Here is a 17,206-nt window from a genome sequence, read left to right as displayed (position 1 = left end):
GCTAACGGAGATCGGGGCGCGCGTCCAGCAGCGCCGCCATCGCCCGCAGCGTCTTGCGGTAGAGCCGCAGCGCCCGGCCGATGTTCCAGGCCAGGCCCGTCGCCGAGACGATCTGCAGCGGGCCGGCCGCCAGTGCCGCCGGGGTCCAGCCGGCCGCCGCCAGCGACCAGCACAGGACGACGGCGACGTGGGCGGCCCATTGCAGGCGGGCCGGACGTTCGCCGATGTAGGCGGCCATCTTGGGCAGGACTTTCAGGTAGACGCGAGCCTGGGCCGGATCCCGGTCCGGCACGATCATGGCATCCTGGGCGTGCTTCCACAGCAGGAAGGGCACGATCTTGTACAGCATTCCGTTCACCGCCGAGCCCAACACACCCGCGATCATCATCACGCCCAGCACCAGGCCGGCCCTGGGGGATTGCCCATGCGTCATCCAGATCCAGAGCGGCGCGCAGGCCAGCAGGCTGAGCATGCCCGCGTACCAGAACAGAGTCGTGGCCTCCGGGGCCGGCCGCTTGCGGGTCCACAGCAGCCGCAGCGTGACGCCGGCCCAGAGCGCGTAGGCGCCGACCAGCAGCAGTTCCGCTGTTTCCCGCATCAGCCGGGGCAGGCCGGCGGAGGCGTCCAGCGCCGTCCAGGCCAGCAGCAGGCCGGGGATCAGCAGCGGCAGCCAGCGCGCGAGGGGCTTGGGGTAGAGTTCAGTCACCTGGAAGATCGGCAGCAACTGGAAGGACATGCCCATCAGCAGCAGGCCGCCCCAGCCGGCCAGCCCCCACAGCGCGTGGCTGTCGATCCAGTCGGGCAGGGTCCATCCCAGGCCCAGGGACAGCGCCAGGACCAGGCCGATCAGCACCGTACAGGCCAGGGCGATCAGCGCCCCGCGTACCGGGACGAGGATTTCCCGCGCGCCCTTGTAGACCTGGCGCCGGTGCCGCCAGAGCGCCAGAGCGACGGCGATCAGGTACAGTGCGAAGGCCGGACCGAGCAGGGCGGCGGCGCCGACCCAGGCCGCCGGCCACCAGCCCAGGAATCCAGCCGCCAGCAGCAGCGTGCCCGCCGTCAGCAGCGCGTGCGTCAGGCCGGCGATCGTGCGGATGGCCCCCACCGGGACGTTGCAGGCCACCGCCAGGATCTGCAACAGGGCGCCCAGCATGGCGCTGCCCAGGACGCCCAGGGTCCACAGGTGGGTGAGGGCCAGGGCGGCGCCGTTCCAGCGCGAGGCGAAGGCCTGCGGCCCGGCCCAGGCAGCCAGCAGGCCGGCCAGCAGGGCGAACAGCGGCACGTTCAGGAAAAAGGGCAGAGGCACGCCCAGGGCGGGCGTCTTGTCGAAATCCAGGGCGCGCTGCATGGCGGTACGGTTCCTTCGGGGGATGTGCGGGGGTGTTCGGGATGGCGATGCCGGCCGCGGCGCGCGGTGGCCGGCATCTGGCTAATCGTGCCAGATCGTGACCTGGAAGTGCGTGTCCTCGAAGGTGCAGCAATGCTGGAAGCCGTCGCGGTCCAGAATGGTGTACAGCGGATACGGTTCACGGTCGATGAGCATGTGCAGGCGCTGGCCCGGGGCCAGGTCGGCCAGGGCTTCCAGACAATGCTCCAGCGGCTCCGGGGCGGGCAGCGAGCGTACGTCGAGAGTCAGGTCGGGAGGGGCCATGGGAAGGTCCGGGAATGGGCGCGCGTCATCGGTGACGTTACCTTACACGATCCCCGCACCGGCGTGGGCCAAGACCGTGTCCCGGGCGCTGTTTCCCCTGGGCGGTCCGGTGGTGGCAGAAAGACCCTGCGCGAAAGTCAGGATGCACACTTCTTGATCCGGATTAAGGTCCGATGCCGTTCGACAGTGCATAGTTTCCGGTATTGCCGAAGCGGGGCCCGGCGGTGCGCCCCGCCACGAATCCCCTGGACGTCCCTCATGTCAGCCCTCCCCGAATCTCACCGTCCCGGCGTGGTGCCGCGCCACGATCCGTCGGATTTCGAACTCGTCTGTCCCGCGGGCAGCCTGCCCGCCCTCAAGGTCGCCGTGGACGAAGGCGCCGACGCCGTCTACCTGGGCTTCCGCGACGCGACCAACGCGCGCAACTTCGCCGGCCTGAATTTCGACGCCGCGGCCATCGCCGAAGGCATTCGCTACGCCCACGATCGCAAGCGCAAGGTCCTCCTGGCCTTGAACACCTACCCGCAGCCCGATGGCTGGCAACTGTGGCGGGACGCCGTGGATCGCGCGGCCGGCGCCGGCGTGGACGCCGTCATCATGGCCGATCCCGGACTGATGGCCTACGCCCGCGAGCATCACCCCGGCCTGCGGCTGCACCTGTCGGTGCAGGGTTCCGCCACCAACCACGAGGCCATCCGCTTCTACCATGAACGCTTCGGGGTGGCGCGCGCCGTGCTGCCGCGCGTGCTGTCGGTGGCCCAGGTCCAGCAGGTCTGTGAAAACACGCCAGTCGAGATCGAGGTCTTCGGTTTCGGCAGCCTGTGCGTCATGGCCGAGGGCCGCTGCGCCCTGTCGTCCTACGCCACGGGCGAATCCCCCAATACGCACGGCGTCTGTTCGCCGGCCAAGCATGTGCGCTGGCAGCAGACGGACCAGGGCCTGGAGTCGCGCCTGAACGGTGTGCTGATCGACCGCTACGACGACGGCGAGAACGCCGGCTATCCCACCCTGTGCAAGGGCCGATTCGATGTCGCGGGCGAAAACTACTACGCCCTGGAAGAACCCACCAGCCTCAACACCCTGGAACTGCTGCCCCGGCTGATGGCCATGGGGGTGCGGGCGATCAAGATCGAGGGCCGCCAGCGCAGCCCGGCCTACACCGCCCAGGTCACCCGGGTCTGGCGTCAGGCCATCGACCTGGCCCGCAGCAGTCCGTCCCGCTACTCGGTGCATCCGTCCTGGATGGCCGAGCTGAACAAGGTCGCCGAAGGCCAGCAGCACACGCTGGGCGCCTACCACCGGCCCTGGAAATGATCCCGCGCGGGGCCTCGCGCCCGGCTTCCTCGTCGGGGGCGCGGGCCGCCCCGCCCATTGCGCACAAGGAAACACCGTCATGAAAATCGCCCTGGGCCCCCTGCAATACTACTGGCCCCGCGTCACCACCCTGGAGTTCTACGCCGCCGTGTGCGACTGGCCGGTGGATATCGTCTATCTGGGGGAAACCGTCTGTTCGCGCCGCCACGAACTGCGCCTGCCCGACTGGATCGAGGTTGCCGACATGCTGGCCGGGGCCGGCAAGACGCCCGTGCTGTCCACCCAGGTCCTGCTGGAATCGGGCAACGATCTGAACACCCTGCGCAAGATCGTCGAGAACGAGCGCTACGGCGTCGAGGCCAACGACATGGGGGCCGTCCAGCAGATGAAGGGCCGGCCGTTCATCGGAGGGCCGTTCCTCAACATCTACAGCAAGCCCACCCTGGACGTCATCGCCGGCCAGGGTGCCGCGCGCTGGGTCATGCCGCTGGAAATGGGCCGCGACGGCTTGGCGCAGCTGCAGCGGGACCGGCCCGCCGGCCTGCAGACCGAGGTCTTCGCCTACGGCCGCATGCCTCTGGCTTTCTCCGCGCGCTGCTTCACGGCCCGCAACCGCAATTTCCCCAAGGACAACTGTCAGTACGTCTGCATGGACCATCCCGACGGCCTGCTGCTGGAAACCAAGGAATCCCAGGCCTTCCTGACGATCAACGGCATCCAGACCCAGTCGGCGCTGGTCTACACGCTGATCCACGTGCTGGACGAACTGCGCGATCTGGGCGTGGACGTGATCCGGCTCAGCCCCCAGTCGCAGCACATGGATCAGGTCGTGGCGGCCTTCCGCGCCGTGCTCGACGGCCGCGAACCGGCCGACGAGGCGCACCGGCGGCTGGTGCCCCTGATGCCGGCCGGTCCCTGCAACGGCTACTGGCACGGCCGCGCCGGCCTGGACATGGTGACGCCTGGCGAGGTCGTCGTGTCGCAGGCCCCGGATGCGCGGACTCCGGGGGTCAAGGCGCGCAGCGCCGCCTGACGCCCCGCCGTTTTCCAATTCCTCACGTGAGTCCGACCATGCAAAATCCCTCGACCCCCGCCTACCGCATTCCCGAACCCTTCGCCCGGGTGCTCGGACGCCTGCCCCGCTATCCGGGCTCGGTGCTGTTCGTCACCGGGCTGAATCTGGTGCTGGCCCGTCACCTGCACCCCGACACCCTGCACATGCTGGAAGGCCGTTCCCTGCGCATCCACGTGGCGGACGCGGGACTGCGTTTCGACTATACCTGGCGCGACGGCGCCTTCCGGGCGGCGCGGCACGACGTCGCCGAACCCGATCTGACCTTCCGCGCCGACGCCTGGGATTTCCATTGCCTGCTGCAGCGCCGGGAAGACCCCGACACGCTGTTCTTCAGCCGCCGCCTGGTGATCGAGGGCGATACGGAACTGGGCCTGATGGTGAAGAACACGCTGGATTCCATCGACATGGCGGTGTTCCAGCCGCGCGCCGTGCTGCGCGACACGCTGGCCGCCGTGCGCGGCCGGCTGTGGCCGGCCTCGGCCTCGGGGCGCGTGGGCGTCACGCCCCGCTGAGGGGCCGCCGGCCAGGGCTCAGTCGCGGTAGACCGGAAATCGGGCGCACAGATCGATAACCTGCTGGCGGACACGGGTGATCGTTTCCGCGTTTTCCGGATCGTCCAGGATCTCGCAGATCCAGCCGGCCAGTTGGCGTGCCTGTTCTTCCTTGAAGCCGCGTGTCGTGATGGCGGGCGAACCGATGCGGATGCCGCTGGTCACGAAGGGGGGCTGCGGATCGTTGGGCACGGCGTTCTTGTTGACCGTGATGTGGGCGGCGCCCAGCGCCGCGTCGGCGGCCTTGCCGGTGATGCCCTTGGCCGACAGGTCCACCAGGAACAGGTGGTCGTGCGTGCCGCCCGAGACGATGCGTAGTCCGTTGGCGACGAAGACCTCGGCCATGGCCCTGGCGTTGTTCAGGACCTGCTGCTGGTAGGCGCGGAATTCGGGCTGCATGGCCTCCTTCAGGGCCACGGCCTTGGCCGCGATGACGTGCATCAGCGGACCGCCCTGGGCGCCGGGGAACACGGCCGACTGGATCTTCTTCTGAATCTCGGGGTTGGCGCGGCCCATGATCAGGCCGCCGCGCGGGCCGCGCAAAGTCTTGTGCGTGGTGGTCGTCACCACGTCGGCGTGGGGCACGGGGTTGGGGTAGAGGCCCGCCGCCACCAGGCCGGCGAAGTGGGCCATGTCCACCATGAACAGTGCGCCCGCCTTGTCGGCGATCGCGCGGAAACGTGCGAAATCCAGGACTTGCGAATAGGCGGAGAAGCCGGCCACGATCATCTTCGGCTGGTGTTCCATGGCCAGGTGTTCGACTTCGTCGTAGTCGATCAGGTCGTTCGCGTCCAGGCCGTACTGGACGGCGTGATAGAGCCGGCCCGAGGAACTGACCTTGGCCCCATGGGTCAGGTGGCCGCCGTGGGCCAGGCTCATGCCCAGCAGCGTGTCGCCGGGCTGCAGCAGGGCCAGGTAGACCGCGGCGTTGGCCTGGGAGCCGGAATGGGGCTGGACGTTGGCCCAGTCCGCGCCGAACAGCGCGCAGGTGCGGTCGATGGCCAGTTGCTCCACCACGTCCACGTGCTCGCAGCCGCCGTAGTAGCGCTTGCCGGGGTAGCCCTCGGCGTACTTGTTGGTCAGCTTGGTGCCCTGGGCCTGCATGACCCGCGGACTGGTGTAGTTCTCCGACGCGATCAACTCGATGTGCTGCTCCTGGCGGCGGCTCTCCGCCTCGATCGCTGCCCACAACTCGTCATCGAAGCCCGCGATTCGTTCTTTCCCTGTAAACATGATGTCTCCCTGACTGGAATCCTGCGTGATGGAACGGGGCGCGCGTAGCTCCTGAAGGCTTCAGGCGGAAATGCCCGGCACGCGTCCGGCCAGAGGTCGATTCTAGGGAAGGTGGGATTTTCGGCATGTACGTTCCCGCCATAGTGATGGGACGCGAATGACTTCGCCTCGAGTCCGCCACGCTGTCGGAACTTTCCTGCTGTGTGGCGGAAAAATTCTAGCCGGACCCATCCGCTTTTGATGTACTGCGTTTCATGCTTCCCCCATGGAGGCCCGGACCGGAGCCGACGCATGAATATTCTCGTGGACCCATTGGCCACCGCCTTGCCGGACGTGCAAAGCGGCCCGGACACGCGCCGGATCGCCATCCAGCGGGTGGGCGTGCGCGGCGTGCGCCACCCCCTGCTGGTGTCGGCCGGCGCCGGCCAGCCCCAGGCGACCGTCGCCGATTGGGAAATGACCGTGGCGCTGCCGGCCGACGAAAAGGGCACGCACATGTCGCGCTTCATCGCCCTGCTGGAATCGCATCGCGCCCAGCCGATGACGCCCGCGACCCTGTGCGCCCTGGCGCAGTCCATGCGGGACCTGCTGCACGCCGACGCGGGCGATGTCGCGGCCGGTTTCCCTTATTTCATCGAAAAGCCCGCGCCGGTGTCCGGCGTGCGCAGCCTGATGGACTATCAGGTCCGCTGGTCCGTGCGCGCGCGCCGGGGCGAGGCGCCGCGCTTTTCCCTGTCCGTCCAGGTGTCGGTGACCAGCCTGTGCCCCTGCTCGAAGGCGATCTCGGAATACGGCGCCCACAACCAGCGTTCGCATGTCACCGTGGACCTGGAATACGATGCGCCCCAGGCCGTCGATCTGGACGCGCTGATCCGCGGCGTGGAATCCCAGGCCTCGTGCGAACTGTGGGGGCTGCTCAAGCGCGCCGACGAGAAATTCGTCACCGAGCGCGCCTACGAGAACCCGAAATTCGTCGAGGACCTGGTGCGCGACGTGGCCGTGATGCTGCAGCGCCTGCCCGGCGTGGCGTCCTACCAGGTCACGGCGGAAAACTTCGAGTCCATCCACAACCACTCCGCCTACGCGGTGGTGTCCGATGGACGAGGGCAGCCGCGCGCATGACCGTGCGCGGCCTGCGGAACCTTCCAGTGGCAATCGTCGGACGTGCGCCGTGGAACTCAGAGCACGATGGTACGGTGTCCGCTGATGAACACGCGCCGTTCGGTGTAGATCTTGACGGCGTGGGCGAGTGCCTGGCATTCCAGGTGGCGGCCGATGGCCAGCAGCCGGTCCGGATCCTGCGTGTGATCGACGGGTTCGACCACCTGCTCGATGATGGGGCCTTCGTCCAGGTCGTCCGTGACGAAATGCGCCGTGGCGCCGATCACCTTGACGCCCCGCTCATAGGCCTGGTGATAGGGGCGCGCACCCTTGAAGCCGGGAAGGAAGGAATGATGGATGTTGATCGCGCGGCCGGCCAGCGCCTTGCTGGCCTCCTCGCCCAGGATCTGCATGTAGCGGGCCAGGATCACCAGTTCTGCGCCGGTCGCGTCTGCCAGTTCCAGGATGGCCGCTTCCTGTTGCTTGCGGTTGCCGTCGTTCACCGGCAGATGGTGGAACGCGATGCCCGCCGATTCCGCATGGCGGCGCAGGGTGTCGTGGTTCGAGGCGACCGCCGTGATTTCCATGTGCAGTTCCCCCATGCGGGTGCGGAACAGCAGGTCGGCCAGGCAATGTTCCAGCTTGGACACCAGGATCAGCACCTTGGGACGCAGGGAAAGATCGTGGATCGCCCAGTGCATGGAAAAGCGCCGCGCCAACGCCTCGAAGTCCCGGTTCAGGGAAGCGCGGTCCAGGGCCTGGGGGCCTTCGGTGTGAAAGACGCAGCGCACGAAGAACCGCCGGGTGCTTTTCTCGTCGAAGACCGTGAATTCGTCGATATAGCCCTGGCGCTGGTCCAGGAAGGACACGATGGCCGCCACCTGGCCGGCCTGGCTGGGGCAGGAGACCGTCAGGCAGAACGGCGTCGCGTCGGGCGACGGGGCGGGGGACGAGGGGGGGACTTGCATGGGATGCGCTCCTTTTTTCTGTACTCGTGGGGGCCGTGCGATGCGCCGGCACCTGTTCCGGGTCCACTACACCATCGGACCGCGCATCTGACTAGAATGGAAACGTCATGGCACTTGAATCGACTGGCATGGAGAGACGGGATCGAATGGACAAGGGACCGGTGCGCTTCGGCTTCATCCTGCTGCCGCATTTCACGCTGACGGCCTTTTCCGGCATGCTCGACGTGCTGCGCCTGGCTGGCGACGAGGGCGACCACAGCCGCCCGATGCGCTGCGCCTGGCAGGTGATCGACGAGACCCTGACGCCGGTGCGTTCCAGCAGCGGTATCCAGGTCGTACCCTCCGAATCGCTGGGCGATCCGGCCCGTTTCGATTACCTTGTGGTGGTTGGCGGCTTGCTGACGCGCCCGCCCGTCAATCCCGGCCTGCTGGAATTCATCCGCCGGGCCGCGCGCGCGGACGTCACCCTGGTGGGCCTGTGCACCGGCGTGTTTACCCTGATGCAGGCCGGCGCGCTCGAAGGGCACCGCGTCTGCGTCAGCTGGTTCCATTACTGGGACTTCCTCGAGCGCTTCCCCGCGACTGATCCCGGCCAGGTGTGCGCCGACCGGCTGTACGTCTTCGATCGGCGGCGCATCACCTGTTCCGGCGGGCGTGCCTCGATCGACGTGGCCGCCGAGATCCTGGGCCGGCACATCGACCGGTCGATCGTGCAGAAGGCCCTGCGCATTCTGCAGGTCGACGACGCCGGCCGAGCCAATACCGCCCAGCCCCTGCCGCCGGGCACCCAGCCCGCCACGCATCCGGTGGTGCGGCGCGCGGTGCTGCTCATGGAGCAGCACGTCGGCCGGGCGCTGAGCCTGGGCGACCTGGCCGGCCGGCTGGGGATTTCCGTGCGCCACCTGGAACGGCTCTTCAAGGAAGCCACCGGCCAGAGCCCGCAGGCCTATGCCCGCGGCATGCGCCTGCGCCTGGCGGCCTGGATGCTGACGCATACCAAGAAGACCATTTCCGCCATCGCCCTGGATTGCGGCTTTTCCGACGCGTCGCATCTGGGCCGCGAGTTCCGCGCGGCCTTCAGTGCGTCGCCCAGCGCCTGGCGCGATCGCGCCCAGTTGCCCGATGCCCTGCTGACGGCGCGGGACGGCGCGGCCGACTACGTCAGCGAGGTTTTCCCCGATCGCCGCGAGTTTTTCTGAACCGCCAGATTCTTCCAACGGTACGGCGGAAAAATTCTAGCTGGGTCCGCCCGCTTTTGGTGTACTGCGCTTCATGCGACCCGCCTGCATGAGGGGCGGAGACATCCAAGCGAGGAGACCATGAGCAACCGCTACTCCATCTTCAGCCTGATCCGGAACGGGCTGAGCTACAACGAAAACTGGGGTCGGGCCTGGCACAGCCCGGAGCCCAGGAAAGAATATGACGTCGTCATCGTCGGCGCCGGCGGCCACGGGCTGGCCACCGCGTACTACCTGGCCAAGGTCCACGGCGTGCGCAACGTGGCCGTCCTGGAAAAGGGCTGGCTGGGCGGCGGCAACACCGCGCGCAACACGACCATCGTGCGCTCCAACTATCTCTGGGACGAGTCCGCGCGGCTCTACGAAAAGGCCATGCAGCTCTGGGAAGGCCTGTCCCAGGACCTGAACTACAATGTCATGTTTAGCCAGCGCGGGGTCATGAACCTGGCGCACACCCTGCAGGAAGTGCGCGACACCCGGCGGCGCATCAACGCCAATCGCTACAACGGCATCGACGGCGAATGGCTGACTCCGGCCCAGGTCAAGGAAATCGTCCCCAACATCAATCTGGACAGCCGCTATCCCGTGCTGGGCGGCTCGTTCCAGCGGCGCGGCGGCGTGGCGCGCCACGATGCCGTGGCCTGGGGCTTCGCCCGCGCCGCCGACCGGCTGGGCGTGCACATCATCCAGAACTGTCCCGTCACCAACATCCGCAGGAAGGATGGCGCGGTCGAGGGCGTGGACACCGGCAAGGGCTTCATCAAGGCGAAGAAGGTCGCCGTGGTGGTGGCGGGACATTCCAGCGTGCTGGCCGACATGGCCGGCATCCGCCTGCCCATCGAAAGCCATCCGCTGCAGGCGCTGGTGTCCGAACCGGTCAAGCCCTGCATCCACACCGTCATCATGTCCAATGCCGTGCACGCCTACATCAGCCAGTCCGACAAGGGCGACCTGGTGATCGGCGCCGGCATCGACCAGTACCTGGGCTATGGCCAGCGCGGCAGCTTCCAGAGCATCGAGCACACGCTGCAGGCCATCGTCGAGATGTTCCCGTCGCTCGGCCGCGTGCGCATGAACCGCCAATGGGGCGGCATCGTCGACGTCTCGCCCGACGCCTGTCCGATCATCGGCAAGACCGACATCAAGGGCCTGTATTTCAACTGCGGCTGGGGCACGGGCGGCTTCAAGGCGACGCCGGGCTCGGGCTGGGTGTTCGCCCACACGGTGGCGCACGACGAGCCGCATCCCCTGAACAAGGCCTTTTCCATCGACCGCTTCTACAGCGGCCACCTGATCGACGAGCATGGCGCCGCGGCCGTGGCCCACTGAGGAGACATCATGCTGCAGATCCAATGCCCCTGGTGCGGCGATCGCGCCGAGAGCGAATTCAGCTATGGCGGCGAGGCCGGCATCGTCCGGCCCGTGGACAACGAATCGATGGATGACCGGCAGTGGGGCGACTACGTCTTCATGCGCCGCAACACCTTCGGGCTGTTCCGCGAGCAGTGGGTGCACGCCCATGGCTGCCGCCGCTGGTTCATCGCCGAGCGCGACACGCGTTCCTATGAATTCCAGCGCTACGAAATCTTCGGCCAGCACAAGGAGACAACATGAACCAGCCCTGCCGTCTGCCCCAGGGGGGGCGAGTGCGCCGCGGCGTCCCGGTGAGTTTCACCTTCAATGGCAAGGCTTACGCGGGCTTCGAGGGCGACACCCTGGCCTCGGCGCTGCTCGCCAACGGCGTGCACTTCGTGGCGCGCAGCTTCAAGTACCACCGCCCGCGCGGCATCCTGACCGCCGGCGTCGAGGAACCGAACGCCATCGTGCAACTGGAAAGCGGCCCCTACACCGTGCCCAACGCGCGCGCCACCGAGGTCGAGCTCTACGAAGGCCTGCGCGCCACCAGCGTGAACGCCAAGCCCGACATCGAGCACGACCGCATGGCCATCATGCAGCGATTCGCGCGCTTCATTCCGGCCGGCTTCTACTACAAGACCTTCATGTGGCCGCGCAGCTGGTGGGGCAAGTACGAGGAACGCATCCGCGACGCCGCCGGCCTGGGCTCGGTGCCCGACGCGCAGGATCCCGACCGCTACGAGAAGCGCCACGCTCATTGCGACGTGCTGGTCGTGGGAGCCGGACCGGCGGGCCTGGCCGCGGCTTGCGCGGCCGCGCGCAGCGGCGCGCGCGTCATGCTGGTGGATGACCGCGGCGAGGCCGGCGGCAGCCTGCTGTGGACCGAGGAGATCATCGACGGCAAGCCGGCGTCCGAATGGGTGGCCGAGCGCATCGTCGAGCTGTCCGCGCTGCCGGACGCGCGGGTCCTGATGCGCACGACCGCCTTCGGCTACCAGGACCACAATCTGGTCACGGCCTGCGAGCGGCTGCACGATCACCTGCCGATCCGGCAGCGCGCAGGCACGCGCGAGCGCGTCTGGAAGATCCGCGCGCGCCACGTCGTGCTGGCCACCGGCGCCCACGAGCGTCCGCTGGTCTTTGGCAACAACGACATCCCCGGCGTCATGCTGGCCGGCGCCGTGTCCGCCTACATTCACCGGTTCGGCGTGCTGCCCGGCCGCCGCGCCGTGGTGTTTACCAACAATGACAGTGCCTACCAGTGCGCGATCGACCTCAAGCGCCAGGGCGCCGAGGTCACCATCGTCGATCCGCGCGTCATGAGCGAGGGCACCTTGCCAGGCGAGGCGGTCCGGCTGGGGATCCCCGTGATCCACCAGGCCGTGGTCGCCGAGGCGCGCGGCGGCAAGCACGTCGCCGGCGTGCGGCTGCGCGGCCTGGGCGCGCGCCTGCCCGACGGCGCGGACACGCTGGCCTGCGACCTGCTGGCGATGTCCGGCGGCTGGAATCCGGTGGTCCACCTGTACGCGCAGTCGCGCGGCAAGCCGCGCTGGTGCGAGATGCGGTCCTGCTTCGTGCCCGGCGAGCCGGCCCAGCCGCAAGGCAGCGCCGGAGCGGCCAACGGCGACTTCGGCCTGCAGGCGGCGCTGGACGGCGGCGTGCGAGCCGGCCTGGAGGCGGTCGCCGGGCTGGCCACGGCCCGCCGGATCGACGCGCCGGCCTGGACGGCCCGCCTCATGGAGACTTCCCCCCTGATGCCCTTGTGGTCGGTGGGCAAGGGGCCGCAGGCCAGCCGCGGCCCCAAGCAGTTCATCGACTATCAGAACGACGTCTCGGTGTCCGACATCCTGCTGGCGGTGCGCGAAGGCTATCATTCGGTGGAGCACGTCAAGCGCTACACGGCGATGGGCTTCGGCACCGATCAGGGCAAGCTGGGCAACATCAACGGCATGGCGGTGCTGGCCGAGGCGCTCAAGCAGAGCATTCCCGAGACCGGCACCACCACCTTCCGTCCCAACTACACGCCGGTGAGCTTCGGTGCCATCGCCGGACGCGAACTGGGCGACTGCTTCGATCCGATCCGCAAGACTTGCCTGCACGACTGGAACGTGGAGCAGGGCGCGGTCTTTGAGGACGTGGGCAACTGGAAGCGCGCCCACTACTACCCGAAGCCAGGCGAGGACATGCACGCCGCTGTGCGGCGCGAATGCCTGGCCGTGCGCAACACCGTCGGCCTGCTGGACTACAGCACGCTGGGCAAGATCGATGTGCGCGGTCCCGACGCGGTGGAGTTCCTCAACCGCCTGTACATCAATTCCTGGACCAAGCTGCAGCCCGGCCGCTGCCGCTACGGCCTGCTGCTCGACGAGAACGGCATGGTCATGGACGATGGCGTCAGCATCCGGCTGGCCGAGGACCACTTCCTGCTGACCACCACCACCAGCGGCGCCGCGCGCATCATGAGCTGGATGGAGCGCTGGCTGCAGACGGAATGGCCGGACCTGCGGGTCTACCTGACCTCGGTGACCGACCAGTACGCCGTCGCCACCGTGGCGGGTCCGCAGGCGCGCAAGGTGCTGAGCGCCGTGTGTCAGGACATCGATTTCGGCAACGAGGCCTTTCCCTTCATGAGCTTCCGGGAAGGCTCCATCGACGGGGTGTTCGCCCGCGTGCTGCGGGTCAGCTTTTCCGGCGAGCTGTCCTACGAAATCTATATGCCGGCCAACATGGGGCGCCACGTCGTGGAGCGGCTGATGCGGGCCGGCGAGCCCTACGGCATCACGCCGTACGGCACCGAGACCATGCACGTGCTGCGCGGCGAGAAAGGTTACATCATCGTCGGCCAGGATACCGACGGTTCCGTCACACCCGTGGACCTGGGCATGGGCGGGATGGTCGCCAAGACCAAGGACTGCCTGGGCAAGCGGTCGCTCATGCGCAGCGACACGCGAAGCGCCGGGCGCAAGCAGTTCGTCGGCCTGCTGGCCGACGATCCGGCCTGCGTCCTGCCCGAAGGCGGCCAGATCCTGCAAGGCCCCACTCAGGCCGCCGTCGCGCCCATGTTCGGCCACGTGACCTCCAGCTACATGAGCCCGATCCTGGGCCGCTCGATCGCCCTGGCCCTGCTGAAGGACGGCCAGGAGCGGATCGGACAGACCGTCACCGTCGCCACGGCCGACGGCCGGTTCATGCCGGCGCGCGTCTGCAGTCCCGTGTTCTATGATCCCGAAGGAGCCCGTCAGAATGTCGAGTGAAATCAAACAGCAGACCCCGCTGGCGGGCTTGTGGGCCGACTTCGGCCAGCCGCTGCGGCATCGCGCCGAAGGGCGCGTCCTCCTGAACGAACTGCCCCTGGTCGGTCTGGCGAATCTGCGCGTCGATCCGGGCTCCGGGGCGATCCTGGATGCTCTGCGCGCCGGCCTGGGGCTGGAACTGCCGGTCGCGCCCAATACCGTGGCGCGGGGCCGGGACATGATGGCGCTGTGGCTGGGGCCTGACGAATGGCTGCTGCGGGCGTCATCCGACGGTCCGGCCGACCTGCCCGCGCGTGTGGAACAGACGCTGGCGGGGCATGAGTTCGCCGTCACGGACCAGACCAGCGGCTATTCGGTGGTGCAGCTGCACGGGCCGGGGACGCGCGACGTGTTGAATGCGGGCTGCCCGCTGGACCTGCATCCGCGGGCTCTGACGCTCGGCCAGTGCGCCCAGTCCCATTTCTTCAAGACGAGCGTGCTGCTGCGTCCTCTGGACGAGCAAGGGGATGGCTGGGAACTGATCGTGCGGCGCAGTTTCGCGGACTACGCCGTGCGCATGCTGCTGGACGCGATGCAGTCTTGAGCCCAGGCATCGGCGAGCCCCTGCGCACGCCCCCGATGCCTGGCGAATCCGAGCCGCCTGCGGCCTCTCAGCCGCGCCGCAATTCAAAGCGTTCGAATAACGCAGCCAACGCATCCCGCGCGGCCGCGCCCGGCCAGTCCCGCAAGGACTGGCCGCGTGCATTCAGGGCCTCGTCGGCGCAGCCCTGCGGACGGAACACCTGGACCGCGTAGCGCCGCACGCCCTGGCTCGCCAGCGTGCGGCCCAGCGCCACCAGGCCGTCCGCGTCGATCAGGTCGGGGTGGGCGGTGGTGCGGCATTCGAAATCGACGCCGCTGTCCAGCACGGCCCGCAGGCTGGCGCGGGCGGGTTCGCCGCTGCCGGCCACTTGCGTGACGCGGGCGTAGTCCTGGAAACCGGCCTTGATGTCGAGTCCGACCCAGTCGACGTCCTGCAGCACCTGGGCCAGGCGGCGCGGGTGGGTGCCGCCGGTGTGCAGGCCGATGCGGTAGCCCAGGGCGCGGGCCTCGCGGATCGCGATGCCCAGGCCAGGGTCCATGGTGGGTTCTCCGCCGCTGAAGACCACGCCGTCGATCAGTCCGACGCGGCGGCGCAGGAAGGCCATGACCTCGTTCCAGTCCAGCGGGCTGTCGGCTGTGCGCGGCTGCAGGTGCGGATTGTGGCAATAGCCGCAGCGCCAGGGGCAGCCCTGCACGAAGAGGACGGCCGCCAGCAGCCCGGGGTAGTCCGTGGCGGTGAAGGGCACCAGTCCGCCGATCTTCAGGCGGGGGATGGGGGATCGTCGGGCGCGGATGCGGTCCGGCGGGAGCAGCGTTGTTTGCATGTCGAGGGAGGCGCCCCTGGGGGGCGCCGCATGATCGCGTCAGGCGGCCTGGCGGGCGGGCGCCTGGCCGGTATGGCGTTCGACGAAGAAGCGGCGTTCGTGGAATTCGCCTTTCTTGCCGATGTTGAAGGACGACATGGGACGGTGGTAGCCCATGACGCGGGTCCAGATTTCGCAGGGCTGGCGTTCGGCGTCGTTCAGGGTGAGGGGGATTTGGTTCATGGTGATGCTCCTGTTCGAGTTGAGGGGGAAAAAGGAGGGCGGATCAGGCCGCCGCTTCGTGCGGGACCATATCGGCATGGAGCGCCGTCCGCTGTTTGCGGGCGATGAGTTCGTCGTCGCAGTGCGGGCAGAATTCGTGCTTGCCCGGCAGGTAGCCGTGCCTGGGGCAGATGGAAAAGGTCGGCGTGACCGTGATGTAGGGCAGCGAGAAGCGGCCGAGCGTGCGGCGCACCAGTTCGCGGCAGGCGTCGGCCGAGGACAGCGGTTCGGTCATGTACAGGTGCAGCACGGTGCCGCCGGTGTATTTGCGCTGCAGTTCGTCCTGGCGCTCCAGCGCTTCGAAGGGATCGTCGGTGAAGCCGACCGGCAACTGGGACGAGTTGGTGTAGTAGGGCATGTCCGGCGTGCCGGCCTGCAGGATGTCGGGCCAGCGGGCGCGGTCTTCCTTGGCGAAGCGGTAGGTCGTGCCTTCGGCTGGGGTGGCTTCCAGGTTGTACATGTGGCCGGTGGCTTCCTGGAATTCGACCATGCGGGCGCGCACGTGATCCAGCAGGCGCACCGCGAAGGCATGGCCCCAGGGGCTGGTCAGGTCGTGCTCGTCGGCCGTGAAGTTGCGGATCATCTCGTTGATGCCGTTGACGCCCAGCGTGGAGAAGTGGTTGCGCAGGGTGCCCAGGTAGCGGCGCGTGTACGGGAACAGGCCGTTGTCCATGTGTTCCTGGATCACGCGACGCTTGATTTCCAGGCTGTCGCGGCCCAGTTCCAGCAGTTCGTCCAGGCGGGCCATCAGGCCGGCCTCGTCGCCGGCGTGCAGATAGCCCAGGCGCCCGCAGTTGATCGTCACCACGCCCAGCGATCCCGTCTGTTCGGCTGAGCCGAACAGGCCGTTGCCGCGCTTGAGCAGTTCGCGCAGGTCCAGCTGCAGGCGGCAGCACATGGACCGGATCATGTTCGGCTTGAGTTCCGAATTGATGAAGTTCTGGAAGTAGGGCAGGCCGTACTTGGCGGTCATCTCGAACAGCCGTTCGGCGTTGGGGCTGTGCCAGTCGAAGTCGGGCGTGATGTTGTAGGTGGGGATGGGAAAGGTGAAGGCGCGGCCGCGCGCGTCGCCGGCCATCATGACCTCGATGTAGGCGCGGTTGATCATGTCCATCTCGGCCTGCAGCTCGCCGTAGGTGAAGGGCATTTCCTCGCCGCCGATCAGCGGTACCTGGTCGCGCAGGTCCTCCGGGCAGACCCAGTCGAAGGTCAGGTTGGTGAAGGGCGTCTGCGTGCCCCAACGCGAGGGCACGTTCAGGTTGTAGATCAGTTCCTGGATGCATTGCCGCACTTCGGCGTAGGGCATGGCGTCCTTGCGGATGAAGGGGGCCATGTAGGTGTCGAAGGAACTGAAGGCCTGGGCGCCGGCCCATTCGTTCTGCAGCGTGCCGAGGAAGTTGACGATCTGGCCGACCGCGCTGGACATGTGGCGCGGCGCGACGGCCTCGACCTTGCCGGGAACGCCGTTGAGGCCCTCGTTGAGCAGCGTGCGCAGCGACCAGCCGGCGCAGTAGCCCGACAGCATGTCCAGATCGTGGATGTGCAGGTCGGCCTGTCGATGGGCCTGGCCGATGGACTCGGGGTAGACGTGGCTGAGCCAGTAGTTGGCGATCATCTTGCCCGAGGTGTTCAGGATCAGGCCGCCCAGAGAATAGCCCTGGTTGGCGTTGGCGTTGACGCGCCAGTCCTGCTGGCGCAGGTATTCGTCGATGGAGCGGATCACGTCCACATTGGGGACGGGACGGTCGGCCGGGCTCTGGGGCTGGGTGAAAGTCATCCGGAATGCCTCTACATATTG

At 68.0% G+C, this 17,206-nt stretch carries 16 protein-coding genes; 9 read left to right on the top strand and 7 right to left on the bottom strand.

What is annotated here, in order from left to right; all coding sequences use genetic code 11:
• Nucleotide 1 precedes the first annotated feature (1 nt).
• Nucleotides 2–1,348 carry a hypothetical protein gene (locus ACTPOE_RS05450; protein WP_458871202.1) on the bottom strand — a complete coding sequence of 449 codons (1,347 nt, stop codon included), beginning with the start codon at nucleotides 1,346–1,348 and terminating at the stop codon, nucleotides 2–4.
• A gap of 81 nt (nucleotides 1,349–1,429) precedes the next feature.
• Complete coding sequence (locus ACTPOE_RS05445) at nucleotides 1,430–1,651, bottom strand: DUF2249 domain-containing protein (protein WP_458871201.1); 222 nt, start codon at nucleotides 1,649–1,651, stop codon at nucleotides 1,430–1,432.
• Nucleotides 1,652–1,909: 258 nt separating this feature from the next.
• Here ACTPOE_RS05445 and ubiU point away from each other — a divergent pair, with 258 nt between their 5' ends.
• From ubiU to ubiT, 3 genes are all read left to right on the top strand, one after another.
• Nucleotides 1,910–2,965, top strand: coding sequence for a ubiquinone anaerobic biosynthesis protein UbiU (gene ubiU / locus ACTPOE_RS05440; protein ID WP_458871200.1), 1,056 nt, complete (start codon nucleotides 1,910–1,912; stop codon nucleotides 2,963–2,965).
• A 79-nt stretch (nucleotides 2,966–3,044) separates the two neighbouring features.
• Nucleotides 3,045–3,998 (top strand): ubiquinone anaerobic biosynthesis protein UbiV, encoded by a 954-nt coding sequence (ubiV, locus tag ACTPOE_RS05435; protein ID WP_458871199.1) that lies wholly within the window; start codon nucleotides 3,045–3,047, stop codon nucleotides 3,996–3,998.
• 38 nt (nucleotides 3,999–4,036) lie between these two features.
• A complete protein-coding gene (ubiT, locus tag ACTPOE_RS05430) occupies nucleotides 4,037–4,552 on the top strand; it encodes a ubiquinone anaerobic biosynthesis accessory factor UbiT (protein ID WP_458871198.1) in 516 nt (171 codons plus the stop codon).
• 18 nt (nucleotides 4,553–4,570) lie between these two features.
• Here the strand turns inward: ubiT and glyA are convergent, their stop codons facing one another.
• Complete coding sequence (gene glyA, locus ACTPOE_RS05425; RefSeq protein ID WP_458871197.1) at nucleotides 4,571–5,824, bottom strand: serine hydroxymethyltransferase; 1,254 nt, start codon at nucleotides 5,822–5,824, stop codon at nucleotides 4,571–4,573.
• Nucleotides 5,825–6,115: 291 nt separating this feature from the next.
• Here glyA and folE2 point away from each other — a divergent pair, with 291 nt between their 5' ends.
• Nucleotides 6,116–6,946, top strand: a complete 831-nt coding sequence (gene folE2, locus ACTPOE_RS05420; RefSeq protein ID WP_458871196.1) for a GTP cyclohydrolase FolE2 — start codon at nucleotides 6,116–6,118, stop codon at nucleotides 6,944–6,946.
• Between the two features lie 56 nt (nucleotides 6,947–7,002).
• Here folE2 and purU read toward each other — a convergent pair whose 3' ends face one another.
• A complete protein-coding gene (purU, locus tag ACTPOE_RS05415) occupies nucleotides 7,003–7,893 on the bottom strand; it encodes a formyltetrahydrofolate deformylase (RefSeq protein WP_458871195.1) in 891 nt (296 codons plus the stop codon).
• A gap of 146 nt (nucleotides 7,894–8,039) precedes the next feature.
• On the opposite strand from purU, the gene ACTPOE_RS05410 reads away from it, so the two are divergent.
• From ACTPOE_RS05410 to ACTPOE_RS05390, 5 genes are all read left to right on the top strand, one after another.
• Entirely contained in the window at nucleotides 8,040–9,092 is a 1,053-nt protein-coding gene (locus ACTPOE_RS05410; RefSeq protein ID WP_458871194.1) for a GlxA family transcriptional regulator, read from the top strand.
• A 120-nt stretch (nucleotides 9,093–9,212) separates the two neighbouring features.
• The gene (locus tag ACTPOE_RS05405) at nucleotides 9,213–10,460 is read left to right on the top strand and encodes a sarcosine oxidase subunit beta family protein (protein ID WP_458871193.1); all 1,248 of its coding nucleotides are present in this window, start codon (nucleotides 9,213–9,215) and stop codon (nucleotides 10,458–10,460) included.
• A 9-nt stretch (nucleotides 10,461–10,469) separates the two neighbouring features.
• Nucleotides 10,470–10,745 carry a sarcosine oxidase subunit delta gene (locus ACTPOE_RS05400; RefSeq protein WP_458871192.1) on the top strand — a complete coding sequence of 92 codons (276 nt, stop codon included), beginning with the start codon at nucleotides 10,470–10,472 and terminating at the stop codon, nucleotides 10,743–10,745.
• Nucleotides 10,742–13,741 carry a sarcosine oxidase subunit alpha family protein gene (locus ACTPOE_RS05395; protein WP_458871191.1) on the top strand — a complete coding sequence of 1,000 codons (3,000 nt, stop codon included), beginning with the start codon at nucleotides 10,742–10,744 and terminating at the stop codon, nucleotides 13,739–13,741. The genes ACTPOE_RS05400 and ACTPOE_RS05395 overlap by 4 nt, the downstream gene beginning before the upstream one ends.
• On the top strand, nucleotides 13,731–14,324 hold the full coding sequence (locus tag ACTPOE_RS05390) for a sarcosine oxidase subunit gamma (RefSeq protein WP_458871190.1): 594 nt from the start codon (nucleotides 13,731–13,733) through the stop codon (nucleotides 14,322–14,324). Before ACTPOE_RS05395 ends, ACTPOE_RS05390 begins: the two co-directional genes overlap by 11 nt.
• 67 nt (nucleotides 14,325–14,391) lie before the next feature.
• Here ACTPOE_RS05390 and ACTPOE_RS05385 read toward each other — a convergent pair whose 3' ends face one another.
• The 3 genes from ACTPOE_RS05385 to ACTPOE_RS05375 are packed head-to-tail and all read right to left on the bottom strand — an operon-like array spanning nucleotide 14,392 to nucleotide 17,185.
• The gene (locus tag ACTPOE_RS05385; RefSeq protein WP_458871189.1) at nucleotides 14,392–15,147 is read right to left on the bottom strand and encodes an anaerobic ribonucleoside-triphosphate reductase activating protein; all 756 of its coding nucleotides are present in this window, start codon (nucleotides 15,145–15,147) and stop codon (nucleotides 14,392–14,394) included.
• Nucleotides 15,148–15,186: 39 nt separating this feature from the next.
• Nucleotides 15,187–15,369: an anaerobic ribonucleoside-triphosphate reductase gene (gene nrdD, locus ACTPOE_RS05380; protein WP_458871188.1), complete on the bottom strand. Its 183-nt coding sequence runs from the start codon at nucleotides 15,367–15,369 to the stop codon at nucleotides 15,187–15,189.
• Between the two features lie 43 nt (nucleotides 15,370–15,412).
• Entirely contained in the window at nucleotides 15,413–17,185 is a 1,773-nt protein-coding gene (locus tag ACTPOE_RS05375; RefSeq protein ID WP_458871187.1) for a ribonucleoside triphosphate reductase, read from the bottom strand.
• Nucleotides 17,186–17,206 lie beyond the last annotated feature (21 nt).

Source organism: Castellaniella sp. WN (genome assembly GCF_054457555.1).
The sequence above is the reverse complement of the archived record's forward strand: the minus strand, read 5'-3'. Positions and strand labels throughout refer to the sequence as shown.

Excerpts from the sequence above, each read along its gene's own strand:
- ACTPOE_RS05410 (WP_458871194.1), top strand. The coding sequence starts at position 8,040 with ATGGACAAGGGACCGGTGCGCTTCGGCTTCATCCTGCTGCCGCATTTC.
- ubiU (WP_458871200.1), top strand. The coding sequence starts at position 1,910 with ATGTCAGCCCTCCCCGAATCTCACCGTCCCGGCGTGGTGCCGCGCCAC.
- folE2 (WP_458871196.1), top strand. The coding sequence starts at position 6,116 with ATGAATATTCTCGTGGACCCATTGGCCACCGCCTTGCCGGACGTGCAA.
- ACTPOE_RS05395 (WP_458871191.1), top strand. The coding sequence starts at position 10,742 with ATGAACCAGCCCTGCCGTCTGCCCCAGGGGGGGCGAGTGCGCCGCGGC.
- ACTPOE_RS05375 (WP_458871187.1), bottom strand. The coding sequence starts at position 17,185 with ATGACTTTCACCCAGCCCCAGAGCCCGGCCGACCGTCCCGTCCCCAAT.
- ACTPOE_RS05405 (WP_458871193.1), top strand. The coding sequence starts at position 9,213 with ATGAGCAACCGCTACTCCATCTTCAGCCTGATCCGGAACGGGCTGAGC.
- ACTPOE_RS05450 (WP_458871202.1), bottom strand. The coding sequence starts at position 1,348 with ATGCAGCGCGCCCTGGATTTCGACAAGACGCCCGCCCTGGGCGTGCCT.
- purU (WP_458871195.1), bottom strand. The coding sequence starts at position 7,893 with ATGCAAGTCCCCCCCTCGTCCCCCGCCCCGTCGCCCGACGCGACGCCG.
- ACTPOE_RS05385 (WP_458871189.1), bottom strand. The coding sequence starts at position 15,147 with ATGCAAACAACGCTGCTCCCGCCGGACCGCATCCGCGCCCGACGATCC.
- ACTPOE_RS05400 (WP_458871192.1), top strand. The coding sequence starts at position 10,470 with ATGCTGCAGATCCAATGCCCCTGGTGCGGCGATCGCGCCGAGAGCGAA.
- ubiV (WP_458871199.1), top strand. The coding sequence starts at position 3,045 with ATGAAAATCGCCCTGGGCCCCCTGCAATACTACTGGCCCCGCGTCACC.
- glyA (WP_458871197.1), bottom strand. The coding sequence starts at position 5,824 with ATGTTTACAGGGAAAGAACGAATCGCGGGCTTCGATGACGAGTTGTGG.
- ACTPOE_RS05445 (WP_458871201.1), bottom strand. The coding sequence starts at position 1,651 with ATGGCCCCTCCCGACCTGACTCTCGACGTACGCTCGCTGCCCGCCCCG.
- ACTPOE_RS05390 (WP_458871190.1), top strand. The coding sequence starts at position 13,731 with ATGTCGAGTGAAATCAAACAGCAGACCCCGCTGGCGGGCTTGTGGGCC.
- nrdD (WP_458871188.1), bottom strand. The coding sequence starts at position 15,369 with ATGAACCAAATCCCCCTCACCCTGAACGACGCCGAACGCCAGCCCTGC.
- ubiT (WP_458871198.1), top strand. The coding sequence starts at position 4,037 with ATGCAAAATCCCTCGACCCCCGCCTACCGCATTCCCGAACCCTTCGCC.